This is a genomic window from Holdemanella biformis DSM 3989 (assembly GCF_000156655.1).
Classification (GTDB): Bacteria; Bacillota_I; Bacilli_A; order Erysipelotrichales; family Erysipelotrichaceae; genus Holdemanella; species Holdemanella biformis.
Window position 1 is genome coordinate 19,536 of the sequence record NZ_DS996844.1, and the last position, 16,304, is coordinate 35,839.

Consider the following 16,304-nt stretch of genomic DNA (forward strand, 5'->3'; position numbering starts at 1 on the left):
TATACAATTGTTTTAATATGTTCAATCGGTCATTTTTATTTGTATTTTCTAAATTATTGTTTATAATAAGGATGGTGATAAGCATGAAAAGTAAGATAATCGAAAATAAGAAAATAAAAGAAAACAACCTCTTACAGGCTGCCTTTAATCTATTCACAAAAGAAGACATTACGAATGTCTCTGTAAATGATATTGTAAAGAGTGCAGGCGTCGCAAAAGGAACTTTCTATCTTTATTTCAAAGATAAATACCAAATTCGCGATATTCTAATTCAAAAAGAAGCACATCGTCTTTTTGAAGAAGCCCACAAACAATTAGAAAAAAACGATATTCGTAATTTTGAAGACTCTGTGATTTTTTTGATCAATCAAGTATTGATTCGATTAGAAAACAATCCATTGATTTTAAAATTCGTTGAAAGAAACCTATCTTGGGGCGTGTTCCATGCCCAATTAAATACGGCTATTGATAATGATAGTTTCAATCTTATAAAAGAATTTAACGAAATCGCAACCGCAAATGGATATGAATTTGAAAATTCAGAAGTCATACTCTACTTAATAGTTGAACTTACAGGAAGTACTTGCTACAACAGTATTCTTCATAGTCAACCCCTGCCGATTGAAGAATATAAACCCATTCTTTTCGATTCTATTCGAGCTATCCTTTCTCAAGGAAAGAAAAAAAGCTAGGACTCGCCTAGCGTACAATAATATAAATCATATAAATGACATATACGAGGATCATAAAGATCCCCTTTTTTCTTGTCATTGTATCTCCCTTTTTGGCAATGCCATAAATCAAAAGAGATACACCAATCAAGACAAAAGTATCAATAATATTTTGTGAAGTAGCCGCAATTGGATGAATTGTACTTGAAGCACCTAAAATAAATAAGATATTCATTATGTTACTTCCAATCGCATTTCCTAAAGATAATCCACTCTCACCTTTTCTTGCCGCAACAACACTTGTTACTAGCTCAGGTAAAGAAGTTCCAATCGAAACAACAGTTAAACCAATCAAAGTATCACTCATACCAAGCATAGCTGCAATCTGTTTTGCACTATCTACAGTGATATCTCCACCCCAAATAATACACGCAACACCAATCACGATATAAATTAGGCATTTGATTCCCGATAAAGTTTCAACTTTCTCATCCTCAACACGATTCTTTTTAGCACTACGAATCAAATTTAAAATAAACAATACTAAACCGACTAAGAAGATAATACCTTCAAAGCGATTCAACATTCCATTCAACACAAAAATTGAAAGTAAAATACTCACTAAAATATTGATTTTTAAATCACGATTCAAAATATCCTGATCCATTAAAAACGGAGTAATGACTGCACTTGTTCCAACCACAACCAACGTGTTGAAAATATTAGAACCCACAATATTTGAAATCGCAATTTCATTACTGCCCATTAAACCAGCTGTAATACTCACACTTGCTTCTGGTAAACTTGTTCCAAGCGCAACAATTGTCAAACCAATAATAACTGAAGGCACTTTTAATTTACGAGCCACACTTGCACTACCATCCACAAACAAGTCTGCACCCTTCATTAAAAGGACCATACCTAATACTAATAAAAGAAATACCATTTTCTCAATCCTTTCAAAGTCACCTTATTATATCACAGACGAAAAAGAAAAGAAGAGATTTTTCATCTCCTGGTATCCATTGTTACAAACATTGAACAAAAGAACGTGTCTTCTTTTTCGAAGCCATCTCTTTTCAGCTTTACCTAAGCTTTCATCAGCAGCTTTTCAATCGACTCTTCACTTACTGAGAAGATAGATGCGATAGCTTTAATTCCAAATCCCTTGTCCATCATTTTTCGATACATCTCAAGCTCTTTTTTCTCACTACCCTGTTCAATTCCTTGTTCAATGCCTTGTTCGATTCCTTTTTTTATTCCTTTAGCTTCCCATTCTTTTGACTTTACTTCAAGCCATCTCTTTTCAGCTTCACACATTTCAATCTCCTCCTTTTCCTCTAATTCTTCTAAATCCAACCATTCTACATCCGTTAATGTCTTGACGACTTTTAACACACTGCTCTTCACAAGTCCAAAGCCATTACTCTTTTCTTCATAAATAGACTGATCATAAATACTTCGACATATATAGAATAGATTATACACGTCTTCTTCATTAAAATTATATGAAGTATTTCCTGTGATTTCAATCAGATTCATTTGGTAGTCATGGAAATAGGATTCAAATCTTTCATCCACCTCTACAAGCTGGGAAAGCTTGTTTGCAGCATTCCAAAGCTTTTCTCCTGTATAAAATACTAGGATATGCACCATGGGTAGTTTTTCTTTAGCCTTATTCTTCTTTAGCTTCTTTAACATTCTGTCATACGCTACAAACTCATATGCAGCCGCTCTTACAACCATTGAAGCATCCACATAACTTTGATTCTCAATAATGAATGCACTATAAAGATTTCCATCATTGTACTTACGAATTACATCCACATGCTTTTCTAGATCCATATTTGAATCATTCATCTCTGAATCAAGTTCCATACAGTTTTCAGGTTTAAGAACTCTTTCTCCATCAAAGAAGTACGCATTAAAGAAGTCGACAAAATAGGCATTGTTTTCTAGAAATTCTTTCATTGTTTTGTCTTTAATTTTATTCATGTGATTTACTCACCCCCTATATCTAATACGAAATAAATTGATGTTTTTCTAGAAAACTTGCATTTGTTAAGATATTTTTACAATGAAACATAGATTTTATTGAACAAAATATGTATAATATGCTCATAAAGGGAGTAGCCTGCACATATATGTGTTTACAGCTTCGTCAATACGATATTAAATCCGGACTGTGATGAAATGGCAAGACTTTGGTATATAAGACCAGAGTCTTTTTATTTTATCTGGTCCAGGAGGAACTATATGAACATAATTTTATTAGTATTAGGATTTATTCTACTGCTAAAAGGAGCCGATTGGTTTGTCGATGGAGCTAGTAGTATCGCCTCACGTTTTGGCATACCCCAACTGATTATTGGACTTACTATCGTTGCGATGGGAACTAGTCTACCAGAAGCTTTTGTTTCTATTACTGCTGCTTTAAAATCCAATGCTGCCATTACAATTGGAAATGTTGTTGGAAGTAACATTCTAAATGTAGGAATCATTCTTGGCATTACAGCACTGATTCGTCCTTTACATATTCAAAATAGTACGATGAAATATGAAATGCCATTTATGATACTTGTAACATTTGTATTGATATTATTAGGTATCAACACAACAATTTCTCGTTTAGATGGAATTATTATGTGGTTATTCTTTCTTGGTTACTTATACTACATTTATAAAATGTCTAAGAATCAAATGGAAGAAACTGAAATCAAACAAACAAATCCTTTATTTATTCCACTCGGACTTGTATGTTTAATGATTGGAAGTAACTTTGCGGTAGATGCAGCTACAAACATTGCCATTTCATTAGGTGTCAGTCAAAGATTTATCGGCCTAACAATCGTTGCCTTAGGAACTTCATTACCAGAACTTGTCACTTCTGTAACAGCAGCCAAAAAAGGCAATGCCGATATCGCGATTGGAAACATCATTGGATCGAATATCTTTAATATCTTATTTGTCGTAGGATCAAGTGCACTTATTACTCCCGTACCTTTTGAACCTCACTTTATTATTGATTCTTTTGTCGCAATATTGATTGGTCTTGTCCTTTATCTTTGCACTAAAAAAACAAGAGTACTCGACAAAAAAGCTGGTATACTCTTGTTGATCACATATTTAATTTACTTTATCTATCTTCTTTAACAAATCACGAATCTCTTCTAATAAGACAACAGTATCTTCTTTTTTAGGTTCTTTTTGATCAAGTTGATCATTTGTTGTCTTTTTAAAATGTGCTAAAAACTTCAACATTGTAAAGATGCATGCTGCCACAATCAAGAAATCTACAACATTTTGAATAAAATTACCATACGTGATTGTAGCTGTGCCTACTCGAATTTTTAAACCGTAAAATCAAGTCTACCAATTAAAATTCCCACAATCGGCATCAATATATCATTTACCAAGGAAGTCACAATTTTTCCAAAAGCACCACCAATAATGACACCCACAGCCATATCCATCACATTGCCTTTGGCAATAAACTCTTTAAATTCACTGATTGTTTTATTTGTCTTCATCCTATTTTTTCTTTTTAAAATGTAAGGTCTGCTTTAATACAGTTGAACAAGCCAAGTCACCAATGACATTCACACAAGTAGCTCCCATGTCACACAAAGTATTTACTGAAATATAAACACCTAGGATTTGATTTGTTGGAATTCCTGCAATTGGACACAATGCCGCAAAAGCAGCAATAGCACCACCTGGAACGCCTGGAGTACCAACACTTAACAATACGTTACAAGCAAGGACAGTTACCATTGTTCCAATACTTAAATCAATACCTAAAGCTGTCGCAAAGAATGTAATCATAAATGACATCAAAATCGAAACAGCATCCATATTGATTGTTGCACCTAAAGGTAAAGTTAAAGATGTGATTTCTTCAGGAATACCAATCTTTTCTGAAGCACACTTTAATGAAATAGGAATCGTAGCACTACTTGAACAAGTTCCAAACGCATTCAATCCTGCTGGTGCAATATCTTTAAAAAATTGAATTGGACTATATTTTCCAAAGAATTTAACCATACCACCATAAACAATAAATGCATATAAATAGAACGTAATATACAATGCCAATAATACTTGCCCTAATTGAAGCATTGTATCCACACCATTTGAATACATAACTGTGGCAATACATGCGAATACTCCAAATGGAGTCACATACATAATTTTACTAATAATAAAAATAGAAATTTGATAAATGGAATCACACAAATTCACAAATGGATCTGCTTTTTCCTTGATAGCCAAACAAGCAAGTCCAATAATTACGGCAAAAGCTAATACTTGAAGCATATTTCCCGTTGCGAAAGCCTCTACTGGATTTGAAGGAATAATATTCTGTAAAGTATCCAACAAACCATTAAATGTAGCTGCTTCTACTTGCGTCTTAGTTGCCACAATATGTGCATTCTTACCCAAATGTAATAAACGAGGTAAAACCAATCCTAAACCAGAAGCCAAAGCTGTTGTACCTGTATACCATAATAAGGCATGTAAACCAACTTTACCTGTTTTGGCAATATCTCCAATCCCAATAATTCCCATGACTAAACTTGTAAATACAAGTGGGAAAATCATCATTTTTAAGGCCGACATATATATGGAAGCAACAACGCTCAATGCGGTATTTGCCCATTCCGGCATTATAATCCCAACAATAACACCTGCAATCAAGCCAATAAAAATGCCAAGTGTTATATTATATCCTTTCTTTTTCATAACTCTCCTCCAACAATGTAAATATTTTATCATATGACTACATATATGTAAAAATTTACAAATACACTAAAAAAGACACTGCCTAAAACAGTGTCATTTGATTTTCTTCATCCAATCCCTCTAAAGCATTCATTTCAGCTAACTTTTCAACTAAAGTTTTTGAAAGCTGTGTACGCTTTAATACATCTTCCTTAGAAAGGAATGGTTTTTCTTCTCTAGCCTTTACAACAGATAAGCCTACGTTTGAACCCAAACCATCAATACTTGTAAAAGGTGGAATAATTGCTTTTGGATCATCTGGATCCACAATAAATTCGGTGGCTGCACTACGATTAATACTAATATTCGAGAATCTAAAGCCACGTAAAACCATTTCTAAAGCAAGTTCTAACGTATCATAAATAGCCAATTCTTTATCACTTGGTTTTTGTGTTTTATCCTCTTTCATATGTTTGATATCCGCCATTCTTTGACGAATGGCAGCCTCACCTTGAATCATGGTCTGCACATCATAAGCATCACAACGAATACTAAAATACATACAATAATAATGTACTGGCATATGTACCTTAAACCATGCAATACGCACAGCCATCATAACATAGGCAACCGCATGAGCCTTAGGGAACATGTATTTGATTTTTGTACAAGAATCAATAAACCATTCTGGTACATTGTTCGCCTTCATTTCAGTAACCCATTCATCTTTTAAACCTTTACCCTTACGGACACTTTCCATAATCGTAAATGATAATTTTGGTTTAACACCATATCCCATTAAATCAACCATGATATCGTCACGACAACCAATAACTTCATTCAACTTACAAGTTCCATTATCAATCAAATCTTTGGCATTTCCCAACCAAACATCCGTACCATGAGACAAACCAGAAATAGTGACTAATTCCGCAAATGTTGTCGGCTTTGTAAGTTCTAGAATCCCACGAACAAATGGTGTACCAAACTCAGGAATACCAGCTGCTCCAGTCACTTCATTATATTTTGTCGTATCGATTTTCAGTGATTCTGTCGTAGAAAAAATAGCCATAGTTGCCTGATCATTCATTGGAATTTGACGAACATTGACTCCCGTAATTCGCTCTAACATTTTCATAGCCGTAGGATCGACATGCCCTAAAATATCAAATTTTAAGATATTATCATGAATCTGGTGGAAATCGAAGTGTGTTGTTTTCCAAGTCGCATTTGGATTGTTTGCCGGATATTGAACTGGCGTAAAATCATGCACATCCATATCCAAAGGTACAACGACAATACCACCTGGGTGCTGACCCGTTGTTCTTTTTACGCCTTCACAACCTTTGGCCAAATCTACACGCTTTGCCTCATTAAAAGGCTCACACTCCATCTCTTCCTCATATCCTTTGACATATCCATATGCCGTTTTTTCCTGTACCGTACCTACAGTACCTGCTCTAAAAACGTGATCATCACCAAATACTTCTTTTGTGTATGCATGGGCATTTGGCTGATATTCACCCGAGAAGTTCAAATCAATATCGGGAACTTTATCCCCCTCAAAACCTAAGAATGTTTCAAACGGAATATCCTGACCATCCCCACGCATAATTTCTCCGCATACTGGACAAACTTTATCCGGTAAATCAAAACCAGACTTAGCTTCATCTCCATCTAAAAATTCATAATGCTGACAATTCTTGCATACATAATGAGGTGTTAATGGATTTACTTCTGTGATATTTGACATTGTCGCAACAAAACTAGAACCTACAGATCCACGCGAACCTACTAGATATCCATCATCATTGCTCTTTTTTACAAGTAAGTGTGAAATATAATAAACTACATAATATCCATGACCAATGATACTATCCAATTCACGTGTTAATCGTTTTTCAACAATGTCTGGCAAATCTTTTCCATACCATTGGTGAGCTGTTTCAAAACAAATATCACGCAATTTTTGGTCTGACCCCTCAATATCCGGTGGATACAATTTATCCTTAATTGGAAAGATAGGTTCTGTTAATAACTTTAATTTATTTGTGTTTTCCACAACAACCTCATAAGCTACATCTTCACCCATCCATTCAAATGCCTTCAACATTTCATCCGTTGTCAACAAATGCTGATTTGGATTGCTCGTAGCCTTACGCGCTTGCTTATTATAAATATATAGAGGATGTCTAGCATTCCCAATTGCCTTGGCATTGATATACACATCACGAAGACGTTTCTCATTTGGATTTACATAATGTGCATCACTTGATGCGATAACCATCTTACCTGCTTCTTTTGCGGTATCATAAATAAACTGTAGATACCATTTTAAATCCTCCACATCCGTAATGCTTCCACGATCCAACATATTCTTATAACAATCTAATGGCTGTAACTCAATATAGTCATAATAGGCCATGGCTTCAAATAATTCTTTTTTACTTCTTGTATGAGCTAGTTCAAAAATCTCACCATTTTGACAAGAAGAACCAATTAATAAGTTGCCATTATCCCACTTCTTTGAAATTTCTTCCTTAATAATACGTGGCTGCCCATTTTCTTTACCCATACTTACTAAATATTGTGTATGCGATAAAGTAATCAATTCAAACAACTCTTTTAAGCCATCTTTATTCTTGGCAAAAACGGTCATGTGATATGGACGATTTCTTTCATAAGGCTTCTTGCTTGAATACTTTTCACATCCACCTTCCATATCCATCAATGTATCTAATGTTGCGTCATGGCCCAATTGATTCATCATATTATACATGACTTGTGAAAGTACATCCGCATCATAATCCGCACGGTGCGCTCCTTCACCATCATAACTCACGCGATAGTGACGACATACACTTCCTAAATTAAAGCGTTTTTGTTCGTCTGGAAGCATCGCATATGATAGTGGTAACGTATCAATCACCGGATTGGTTAGTTCATCACGACCTGTTTTACGACACGCTGCATTCATAAAGCCAACGTCAAAGGTTGCGTTGTGTGCTACTAAAATGGAATCCCCAATAAACTCTAACAATTCATCTAAGGCATCTTCGATTGGTTTTGCGCAATCCACATCATTTTGTGTAATATGCGTTAAATTTGAAATATGCGCAGGAATCGTTCGCTTTGGATTAATGAACATCTGTAATCGTCCAACCTCTTCACGATTTTTGATTTTCACACCACCAAATTCAATAATTTCATCACGCGTATTCGAAAGACCCGTAGTTTCCAAGTCAAATACGACAAATGTTGCATCTTCTAATCTTCGATGATCATTATTGTAGACAATATGATATTTAGAGTCCGCCACTAACATTTCACATCCATACAACATTTTAAATTCGCGATTTGGATTTTTTTTCGATAAAGCTTCAATCTTGTGTTGAGCCATTGGAAAAGCCTGAACAACTTGATGGTCACACACACCAATTGAATCCATACCCCAATCATAGGCTTGTTGGATAAATTCTTCGATAGCACAAACTCCATCCATTTCCGAAAAGTTAGAGTGTACATGCCACTCTGTCCTTTTCACCTTGGCATGATCTTCTCTTTTCTTTTCTTGTGTGATTTCAAGCTTTCTTACCATGAAAGAATCGCACTTAGAAAAAGAATCATACACTACTTCTCCCGTTAAAACGACGTGCATTCCTTTTTTTACAGATTCAATTTCTTCAATTGGACATCTAGCTCCTTCAAAACGTTTGGCAACGATCGCATCATCATAATCACTGATATATAGCATCTGTAGTGTTTTACCACTTTTCATCACACGATTATCAATATCGAAAATATGACCTTCAATTTGAACATTCGAATAGCCAACACGTAAATCCCTAATATTATATTGTGTAGCCGATTCTTTTTTATAACTATTTGAAGAAGAATATTGTTTTTTAACCGGTTCTTGTTTTACAACAGGTGCAGCTACTTGCACCTTTGCCGTTTCAATCGCAATATTTTCCTCTACTTTTTTACATACAATTTCTTGATTGATACCCACTTCTTTTAACTTTTCTACCAAGCTTGGCAATGCTAAATTTAATGCTGCAAGTCTAGACTCATCTCGTGTTGAAAAACAAATCGTATCATTTTCTAGATATGGATGTAAAAAACGGAAATCCTTCACATCACTATATTTTTCCACAAAATGATTCACATAACGATCTAATTCATCCATTTCTACCGCATTATTTTTGGAATGAATATGCAACTTCACATGTACATGCAATGCAAGCTGCAACTTTGTGATGATCTGTTCATATACTTCTAAAGGAATTACATTCTCAAATTCTATATAAAACTCAACCATTTTATGTGTTGCATGAAAAATGGGATTCTCATAAAATGAGGCATTTTTAAAATAAGCATATAATTGGGCATCTAATAATTTTTCAAATACTTCCATTTTATTTAGCCATCTTTTCAAAAGCATCCTTAGCGGCTTTTTGTTCTGCTTTTTTCTTCGTACTACTTGTTCCTTGCCCCAATAAAATATCATCTAAATATACACCCATAGTAAATGTTGGAGCATTACTTGGACCTTTTTCTTCTAATAGTTTATATTGAATCGTCTTTCTAGAGTCTGCTTGAATTACTTCTTGTAAATGTGTTTTATAATCTGTAACAGCCTCGCTTTTTTCTTGTTTAAATACAGGCTTCATATATTTAGTCAAGATTTCATCACACACATGATATCCTTGATCAATATAAATAGCTCCAATACAAGCTTCAAACTGGTCAGCTAAAATACTTTCTCGATTTCTTCCACCCGTTTTTTCTTCGCCAACACCTAAACGCAAAAATTCATACCATCCTAGTTGTCTATTTAATACATATAGCGTAGATTCACATACCGTTTGTGCACGAAGTGTTGTCATTTGTCCCTCGCGCATTTTTGGTTCCATTAAAAAATAGTTGAGTTGCACTCCAAATTTGTAAAACTGAATCTCCCATAAATTCAAGTCGTTCATTATCATCCATTTGGCGATGATGTTCATTGGCATAAGAAGAATGTGTACATGCCTCTAAATAAATATCCTCATTTTTATATTTATATCCATTTGCCTTTAACCAATCGATAAACTTTTCCATTTTATTCTTCTCCTTTTTTAAGATCTTCTAATACACAAGCTGGAACAAATCCAGAAATGTTTTGTCCATATTTAAAGAGTTCTCTTACATTTGAACTTGAATATAAACTATATTCAGGTCGTGTAAATAGACAAACTGTTTCGATATTCTCATCCAATCTTGCATTCATAAACGCCATATTTTGCTCGTATGTACAATCCACACCATTACGAATTCCACGTACCAGCACAGTAGCATTTACACTTTTACAAGCCTCTACTACTAATCCAGATTGAATTTTACATGTTACATTCGACAAATGTTTTGTCGATGCATTTAACCATGCAAGTCTTCTTGCTTCAGTAAACTCATTGTTCTTGTCTGAGTTTGGTGAAATAAAAACAACCAACTCATCAAACAATTTGCTTGCCCTTTCAATAATATCCAAATGCCCATATGTCACTGGGTCAAATGTTCCACAAAATGCTGCTATTTTCATTACTCATTCTCCTCTTTTTGATAATAAGAAATACGCGTAATACCGTATGTCTTTTCTTTATATTTTGTAAAAGAAGCGATCCTTTCAGGCCACACCTCTTCTTCAAGGCTTTCCACAACAATAACTCCATCCAATTTTACCATATCTAAATCATCTAACTTCTGAATCAATTTTTCATTTTCCTGCTTTGCGTAAGGAGGATCAATATATACCACATCATATTTTAATGTTAGCCGCTCTAACACAGTAAAGATATTTCCACAAATAATCTTTGTTTCTTTATCCGCCTTTAAGTTTTTTACATTCTCCTTGATTACCGAGATAGCACCCTTATTATTATCGACTAAAGTCGCATGATCCATACCTCGACTTACAGCTTCTAATCCCATATTTCCAGTTCCGCTGTAACAGTCTAAAAAGTTACCACCATCAAAAATATTTCCCAAACTTGAAAAGATAGCGCCTTTGATTTTATCTTGTGTAGGCCTAGTCGCATCATTTTTAGGACTCTTTAATGATCTAGAACCATATTTTCCCGCCACAATTCTCATAATAAACGATCCATCTCCTTTCGTCTAATCGAACAAATACAATTTTGTGCCAACCCCATTGTCAACATAATCGACATTAAGCTTGTTCCTCCACTACTAATAAATAAGAGTGGAACTCCTGTAAAAGGAATTAAGCAAGCAACGCCTCCGGCATTTAAGAAAAAGTGCATAAATAAATAAACGCCTGTTCCACCTAATATTACTTTATACATGTCTTCACTTGTTTTAAATGCATAATAAAATAAACGAATTTCAATCATTCCATATAATATAACTAAACCAAACAACCCAAAAACACCCGTTTCCTCAAGCAATACAGCTAGAATATAATCATTATCTGCCTGTGTTAAATAGCCATATTTTCGAGTTGAATTGCCTATACCTTTTCCACGAATATCTGAACTTGCGATACCATATAATGAGTTAGCAGGCTGATATCCATCTCCATATACATCGGTATATGGATCTTTAAAATTTTCAACACGCACCGCAATATGAGCAAGCGATGTATGTTTTATAATTTCAGTACCAATATTTGTGATTCCAAATAAGACAATAGCTGCTGCAACTGCTCCATAAACGAATAATTTTAATAATCGTTGCATACGTTGTAAAACCACATATCTAGGAATCATAATACAAGATAGGAAAATAAAACAAATAATCACCAATGTTCCCATGTCTTTTTGCATAGCCACAATAAAAAATATAACAATAAATGCAGCCCATGCCTTTATAAAAAGATGGCCTTTTTCTTTTAACATGACTGTTTTTGTCTTAGCTCGATATAAGCACGTAGCACAAATTATCATAATCAATGGTTTTGCGAATTCACTTGGCTGTAAAGATATACCTCCAATCAAGATCCAGGCATGACTTCCTCCAATTTCCGCAGAAAAAAGCGGAAGTATCAACATAATCAAAAGGGCTATAATAATTCCGTTTTCCAATTTGGAATACCATTTAAAACGAAACCATCTATTCATAAACCACATCGCAATATATCCACATAACACAAACATGCATTGTTTCATCAGTACTTTAGGAACAATATTGGGTGCAGATGTTGTTTTTCCTACGTTTGTTGAAATAATCGTGAATGTTCCAGCCAATAACAGAAGCGCAACCGCCCAATTTATATATTTATCACATTTTGAATCCAATGCGAAAAACGATAATTTTGATCGCCGTTTTTGTTTGGACATGATAATCCCCCCATCATAAATTCTATTTTAGCATATTTTCAAAAATCATTTGTCAATAATTCGAAAATGCTATAGAATACTTGCGAGGATGATTACTATGAAAATAACAAGCAAAGATATTATATTAGATACTGATGAGCGAATTCGTATGCAAAGTGAGCCTGTTTCATTGCCTTTGTCCAATGAAGATAAAGAACTTTTACAGGCTATGTTAGATTATGTGCGTAATTCACAAGATGATGAAATTGCCAAAGCTGAAGGTTTACAACCAGCTGTTGGTATTGCAGCCGTTCAAGTCGGTGTTTTAAAACAAATGATTGCGGTTGTGATTCCTTATGAAGATGGTGTAGATGAGGTCGCATTAGTCAACCCTAAAATCATTTCAGAATCTGTACAAAATGCATACTTAGATAATGGAGAAGGCTGTTTATCTGTAAAAGGTGAACATCCTGGTCATGTTTTCCGTCATGCTCGAATTAAAGTTCGTGGTTATGATTTGATTCAAGATAAAAATGTAACCATTTCAGCCGAAGGCTATTTCGCAATTTGCCTTCAACACGAAATTGATCACTTGTCAGGTACACTTTTCTATGATCACATTGATGCCAACAATCCTTGGAAAAGTGATGATGAGGCAGAAGTCATTTAAGCTTCTGCTTTTTTAAATTGACTAGCTTTGCTATAATAACAATAGAGTCATTAAATTATAGAAAGAGGTCGAATATGCCAAAAACACAAGAACAAACGTTTGGGCATGCATCGAACAAAAAACCATATCATGCAAAAAATCACGTTGAAAAAGGTGATACTTTGATCTATGCCTTAGGGGGATTAGGCGAAGTTGGTAAAAATATGTATTGCTACGAACACGAAAATGAAATCTGTATCGTAGATTGTGGCGTTTTGTTTCCAGGTGATGATTTATTAGGTGTTGACTATGTTATTCCTGATTATCACCATTTGATTCGCATGAACAAAAAAAGAAAGTTTTTAGTAATTACCCACGGTCACGAAGACCATATTGGAGGAATTCCTTTCTTACTTAAACAAGTCCAGATTGACGCAATTTATGCACCTCGCTTTGCGAAGGCTTTAATTCTTAAAAAATTAAGCGAACATAAAGGACTAGAAAAAACAAAAATTATAGAAATCGATGAAAATTCAAGTATTACTACAAAATACTTCAAAGTAGGTTTTTTTAATACGATCCACTCAATTCCAGATTCTTTAGGTGTACATATCACATGTCCTAATGGATCTATCGTTCATACGGGTGACTTTAAATTTGATTTAACGCCTGTTGGAACAAATGCTGACTATCAAAAGATGGCATTTATTGGTGTTACACAACCCGATTTATTAATGTCTGATTCCACAAACTCTGGAGTTGAAGACTTCTCTATTTCAGAAAGAAAAGTTGCCAATGAAATTCAAGACATTATGCGTAAGACTAAGCAACGTTTAATTGTTGCCACATTCGCATCCAACGTACATCGTGTTGCCCAAATTATCGAGGCAGCTACTAAATTTGGAAGAAAAGTCATCGTCTTTGGACGAAGCATGGAAAATGTTGTTGATATTGGAAGAAAGATGGGTACGATCAAAGTCAAAAATTCAGACTTTTTAAGTCCAGAAGAACTTGCTCATACTCCAGATGACAAAGTATGTATTATTTGTACTGGAAGTCAGGGGGAACCACTTGCAGCTCTATCAAGAATTGCCAATGGTACACACCGCTTTATTCACTTAAAACCAGGCGATACAATTGTCTTCTCAAGTAATCCAATTCCTGGAAACCAATCCAGTGTCAATCGTGTTATTGATAACTTATTTAGATCTGGTGCTACCGTACTTACAAAATCCATCTTGAATAACTTGCATACAACGGGACATGCTTCAAAAGAAGAACAAAAACTAATGTTACAATTAGTTCGTCCAACGTACTTTATGCCTATTCATGGTGAATATAAAATGTTGATGCAGCATAGACAAACCGCTATGGAAACTGGTATTCCAAAAGAAAACATTTTTGTATGTGCCAATGGTGACATTCTTATTTTAAGAGATCACAAAGTACTACAAAGTGACTGGCGATACCAAGGTGATGATATCTATGTAGATGGAAATGATATTTCCGGATTATCTACAGCCGTATTAAAAGATCGTCGTATTTTAGCAGATAATGGTTTAGTTGCCGTTATTTTAGCTATTGATTCAAAAGAAAATAAAATCTTAATGCGTCCTGTTATCGTATCGCGTGGATTTGTCTTTATTAAAGATTCACAAGGTTTAATCAAAGAAGCTGAATATATTGTAAATAATTCACTTCAAGAAAAGATGAAAGAAAAAACAACTTTCTCTGAAATTAAAAATTGTGTACGTTCTACTTTAGAACCATTCTTATATAAAAAGACACATCGAAATCCAATTGTAATTCCAGTTATTTTAAATTCAAAACAAACGATGGAAGAACTTCAAAAGAATCGTAAAAGCTTCCATGCAAGAAAACCAAGAACAAAGACATCCTAGTGATGTCTTTTGTGTTTTATGATAAAATATTTGCATGACAAAGTTACAGAAACAAATGTTTATCATTATCGGTATTTTGTTTGTGATTGTATTCAGTATGGCCGCATCTATAAGTATCGCAAAAAATGTAGAACCCGATAATTTGATTGTGCAATATAAAACACTACAAGACACTAAGATACCTGAATCTATGAATGATGTATCGATTGTTTATTTTACAGATTTGCAGTATGGAAAATTTGAAAATAAAAAAAGAGCTAATAAGCTCTTTGATAAAATCGAACATTTAGATCCAGACATCATTATTTTTGGTGGAGATCTATTTGATGAATCTTGTCAAATGGATCAAGAAGATATTGACTACATCACAAATAAACTATCAAAAATCAATGCTCCGCTTGGTAAATTTTGTGTACTAGGTGAAAAGGATGAGGCAAATAATGATATTGTTCGTTCCATATTGAATCAATCTCAATTTGAAATTCTAGAAAACGAAACCATTCTTCTGTCTAACCAAAAGAGTGATGGCATTACATTAAGTGCATTATCAAACACACCAGATCCTAGTAAAATCACTGCTGCAGATACGCAATATAACTTATTAGTTACACATATGCCAGATACATTGATAAATGAAGAATTATCTACAAAATCCATCTCTTTAGCACTTTGTGGACATTCCCATGGAACACAAATCACATTCCCTATTTTAGGAGGATATAAAACAATAGATGGTGCAAAATCATTAAATCGTTCTCGCGCCAAAAAGATTTCCTTTCCATATATCATTTCATCTGGTGTTGGCTGCACACATGTAAATCTTCGTTTTATGTCGACTCCTGAAATCTATTATTTCATGCTACAAAGTAAATAAACACAAAAAGGTCCTTGTGGACCTTTTAAAATAGAATTTTTCGTGTTGCCGGTGTACAAGATGCGATCAATTTTCCATCTTTGTAAGATTTTAATACTGGCGCATCCAAATTTAAAGCTTCATGGTAATTTTTAGCATCCATCACGACAAAACTTGCCGGATTTCCTTCTT

16 protein-coding genes are annotated in these 16,304 nt (G+C 34.3%); 5 read left to right on the forward strand and 11 right to left on the reverse strand.

The genetic code is table 11. From position 1 onward, the window contains the following. The first annotated feature begins 83 nt into the window (after positions 1–83). Entirely contained in the window at positions 84–692 is a 609-nt protein-coding gene (locus EUBIFOR_RS08145) for a TetR/AcrR family transcriptional regulator (RefSeq protein WP_040466386.1), read from the forward strand. 7 nt (positions 693–699) lie between these two features. Here the strand turns inward: EUBIFOR_RS08145 and EUBIFOR_RS08150 are convergent, their stop codons facing one another. Next, positions 700–1,617, reverse strand: a complete 918-nt coding sequence (locus EUBIFOR_RS08150; RefSeq protein ID WP_003865543.1) for a calcium/sodium antiporter — start codon at positions 1,615–1,617, stop codon at positions 700–702. 143 nt (positions 1,618–1,760) lie between these two features. Continuing rightward, positions 1,761–2,666, reverse strand: coding sequence for an Rpn family recombination-promoting nuclease/putative transposase (locus EUBIFOR_RS08155; protein WP_003865544.1), 906 nt, complete (start codon positions 2,664–2,666; stop codon positions 1,761–1,763). Positions 2,667–2,927: 261 nt separating this feature from the next. Between EUBIFOR_RS08155 and EUBIFOR_RS08160 the strand changes: the two genes are divergently transcribed. Next, positions 2,928–3,824 (forward strand): calcium/sodium antiporter, encoded by an 897-nt coding sequence (locus tag EUBIFOR_RS08160; RefSeq protein ID WP_003865545.1) that lies wholly within the window; start codon positions 2,928–2,930, stop codon positions 3,822–3,824. Here the strand turns inward: EUBIFOR_RS08160 and EUBIFOR_RS13445 are convergent. The 9 genes from EUBIFOR_RS13445 to EUBIFOR_RS08195 all read right to left on the reverse strand — a co-directional run bounded on the left by EUBIFOR_RS13445 (position 3,798) and on the right by EUBIFOR_RS08195 (position 12,730). Further along, positions 3,798–3,953, reverse strand: coding sequence for a hypothetical protein (locus EUBIFOR_RS13445; RefSeq protein WP_279625099.1), 156 nt, complete (start codon positions 3,951–3,953; stop codon positions 3,798–3,800). The two genes, EUBIFOR_RS08160 and EUBIFOR_RS13445, sit on opposite strands and share 27 nt — an antisense overlap. Before the next feature lie 68 nt (positions 3,954–4,021). Continuing rightward, entirely contained in the window at positions 4,022–4,201 is a 180-nt protein-coding gene (gene mscL / locus EUBIFOR_RS13450) for a large conductance mechanosensitive channel protein MscL (RefSeq protein WP_003865547.1), read from the reverse strand. Between the two features lies 1 nt (position 4,202). Further along, positions 4,203–5,414, reverse strand: coding sequence for a dicarboxylate/amino acid:cation symporter (locus EUBIFOR_RS08170; RefSeq protein ID WP_003865548.1), 1,212 nt, complete (start codon positions 5,412–5,414; stop codon positions 4,203–4,205). Positions 5,415–5,496: 82 nt separating this feature from the next. Beyond that, positions 5,497–9,810 carry a PolC-type DNA polymerase III gene (locus EUBIFOR_RS08175; protein WP_040466387.1) on the reverse strand — a complete coding sequence of 1,438 codons (4,314 nt, stop codon included), beginning with the start codon at positions 9,808–9,810 and terminating at the stop codon, positions 5,497–5,499. A gap of 1 nt (position 9,811) precedes the next feature. Beyond that, positions 9,812–10,282, reverse strand: coding sequence for a ribonuclease III family protein (locus EUBIFOR_RS08180; protein WP_341864568.1), 471 nt, complete (start codon positions 10,280–10,282; stop codon positions 9,812–9,814). Next, the gene (locus EUBIFOR_RS13500) at positions 10,251–10,496 is read right to left on the reverse strand and encodes a ribonuclease III domain-containing protein (protein ID WP_003865551.1); all 246 of its coding nucleotides are present in this window, start codon (positions 10,494–10,496) and stop codon (positions 10,251–10,253) included. Before EUBIFOR_RS13500 ends, EUBIFOR_RS08180 begins: the two co-directional genes overlap by 32 nt. A gap of 1 nt (position 10,497) precedes the next feature. After that, the gene (gene coaD / locus EUBIFOR_RS08185; protein ID WP_003865552.1) at positions 10,498–10,974 is read right to left on the reverse strand and encodes a pantetheine-phosphate adenylyltransferase; all 477 of its coding nucleotides are present in this window, start codon (positions 10,972–10,974) and stop codon (positions 10,498–10,500) included. Then, positions 10,974–11,525 (reverse strand): 16S rRNA (guanine(966)-N(2))-methyltransferase RsmD, encoded by a 552-nt coding sequence (rsmD, locus tag EUBIFOR_RS08190; RefSeq protein WP_003865553.1) that lies wholly within the window; start codon positions 11,523–11,525, stop codon positions 10,974–10,976. The genes coaD and rsmD overlap by 1 nt, the downstream gene beginning before the upstream one ends. Next, positions 11,522–12,730, reverse strand: coding sequence for an FtsW/RodA/SpoVE family cell cycle protein (locus EUBIFOR_RS08195; protein ID WP_003865554.1), 1,209 nt, complete (start codon positions 12,728–12,730; stop codon positions 11,522–11,524). The genes rsmD and EUBIFOR_RS08195 overlap by 4 nt, the downstream gene beginning before the upstream one ends. A 97-nt stretch (positions 12,731–12,827) precedes the next feature. Here EUBIFOR_RS08195 and def point away from each other — a divergent pair, with 97 nt between their 5' ends. The 3 genes from def (at position 12,828) to EUBIFOR_RS08210 (ending at position 16,133) form a co-directional block, all read left to right on the forward strand. After that, positions 12,828–13,379 (forward strand): peptide deformylase, encoded by a 552-nt coding sequence (def, locus tag EUBIFOR_RS08200; protein WP_040466388.1) that lies wholly within the window; start codon positions 12,828–12,830, stop codon positions 13,377–13,379. A 74-nt stretch (positions 13,380–13,453) separates the two neighbouring features. Continuing rightward, positions 13,454–15,259, forward strand: coding sequence for a ribonuclease J (locus tag EUBIFOR_RS08205; protein WP_003865556.1), 1,806 nt, complete (start codon positions 13,454–13,456; stop codon positions 15,257–15,259). 34 nt (positions 15,260–15,293) lie between these two features. Continuing rightward, positions 15,294–16,133: a metallophosphoesterase gene (locus EUBIFOR_RS08210; protein ID WP_003865557.1), complete on the forward strand. Its 840-nt coding sequence runs from the start codon at positions 15,294–15,296 to the stop codon at positions 16,131–16,133. Positions 16,134–16,304: the final 171 nt, after the last annotated feature.

Bases quoted from the DNA above. Each gene is read 5' to 3' on its own strand.
- EUBIFOR_RS08175 (WP_040466387.1), bottom strand. From the start codon at position 9,810: ATGGAAGTATTTGAAAAATTATTAGATGCCCAATTATATGCTTATTTT.
- EUBIFOR_RS08155 (WP_003865544.1), bottom strand. From the start codon at position 2,666: ATGAATAAAATTAAAGACAAAACAATGAAAGAATTTCTAGAAAACAAT.
- EUBIFOR_RS13500 (WP_003865551.1), bottom strand. From the start codon at position 10,496: ATGGAAAAGTTTATCGATTGGTTAAAGGCAAATGGATATAAATATAAA.
- EUBIFOR_RS08180 (WP_341864568.1), bottom strand. From the start codon at position 10,282: ATGACAACACTTCGTGCACAAACGGTATGTGAATCTACGCTATATGTA.
- EUBIFOR_RS08195 (WP_003865554.1), bottom strand. From the start codon at position 12,730: ATGTCCAAACAAAAACGGCGATCAAAATTATCGTTTTTCGCATTGGAT.
- rsmD (WP_003865553.1), bottom strand. From the start codon at position 11,525: ATGAGAATTGTGGCGGGAAAATATGGTTCTAGATCATTAAAGAGTCCT.
- EUBIFOR_RS08170 (WP_003865548.1), bottom strand. From the start codon at position 5,414: ATGAAAAAGAAAGGATATAATATAACACTTGGCATTTTTATTGGCTTG.
- EUBIFOR_RS08150 (WP_003865543.1), bottom strand. From the start codon at position 1,617: ATGGTATTTCTTTTATTAGTATTAGGTATGGTCCTTTTAATGAAGGGT.
- EUBIFOR_RS08205 (WP_003865556.1), top strand. From the start codon at position 13,454: ATGCCAAAAACACAAGAACAAACGTTTGGGCATGCATCGAACAAAAAA.
- coaD (WP_003865552.1), bottom strand. From the start codon at position 10,974: ATGAAAATAGCAGCATTTTGTGGAACATTTGACCCAGTGACATATGGG.
- EUBIFOR_RS08145 (WP_040466386.1), top strand. From the start codon at position 84: ATGAAAAGTAAGATAATCGAAAATAAGAAAATAAAAGAAAACAACCTC.
- mscL (WP_003865547.1), bottom strand. From the start codon at position 4,201: ATGAAGACAAATAAAACAATCAGTGAATTTAAAGAGTTTATTGCCAAA.
- EUBIFOR_RS08160 (WP_003865545.1), top strand. From the start codon at position 2,928: ATGAACATAATTTTATTAGTATTAGGATTTATTCTACTGCTAAAAGGA.
- EUBIFOR_RS08210 (WP_003865557.1), top strand. From the start codon at position 15,294: ATGACAAAGTTACAGAAACAAATGTTTATCATTATCGGTATTTTGTTT.
- def (WP_040466388.1), top strand. From the start codon at position 12,828: ATGAAAATAACAAGCAAAGATATTATATTAGATACTGATGAGCGAATT.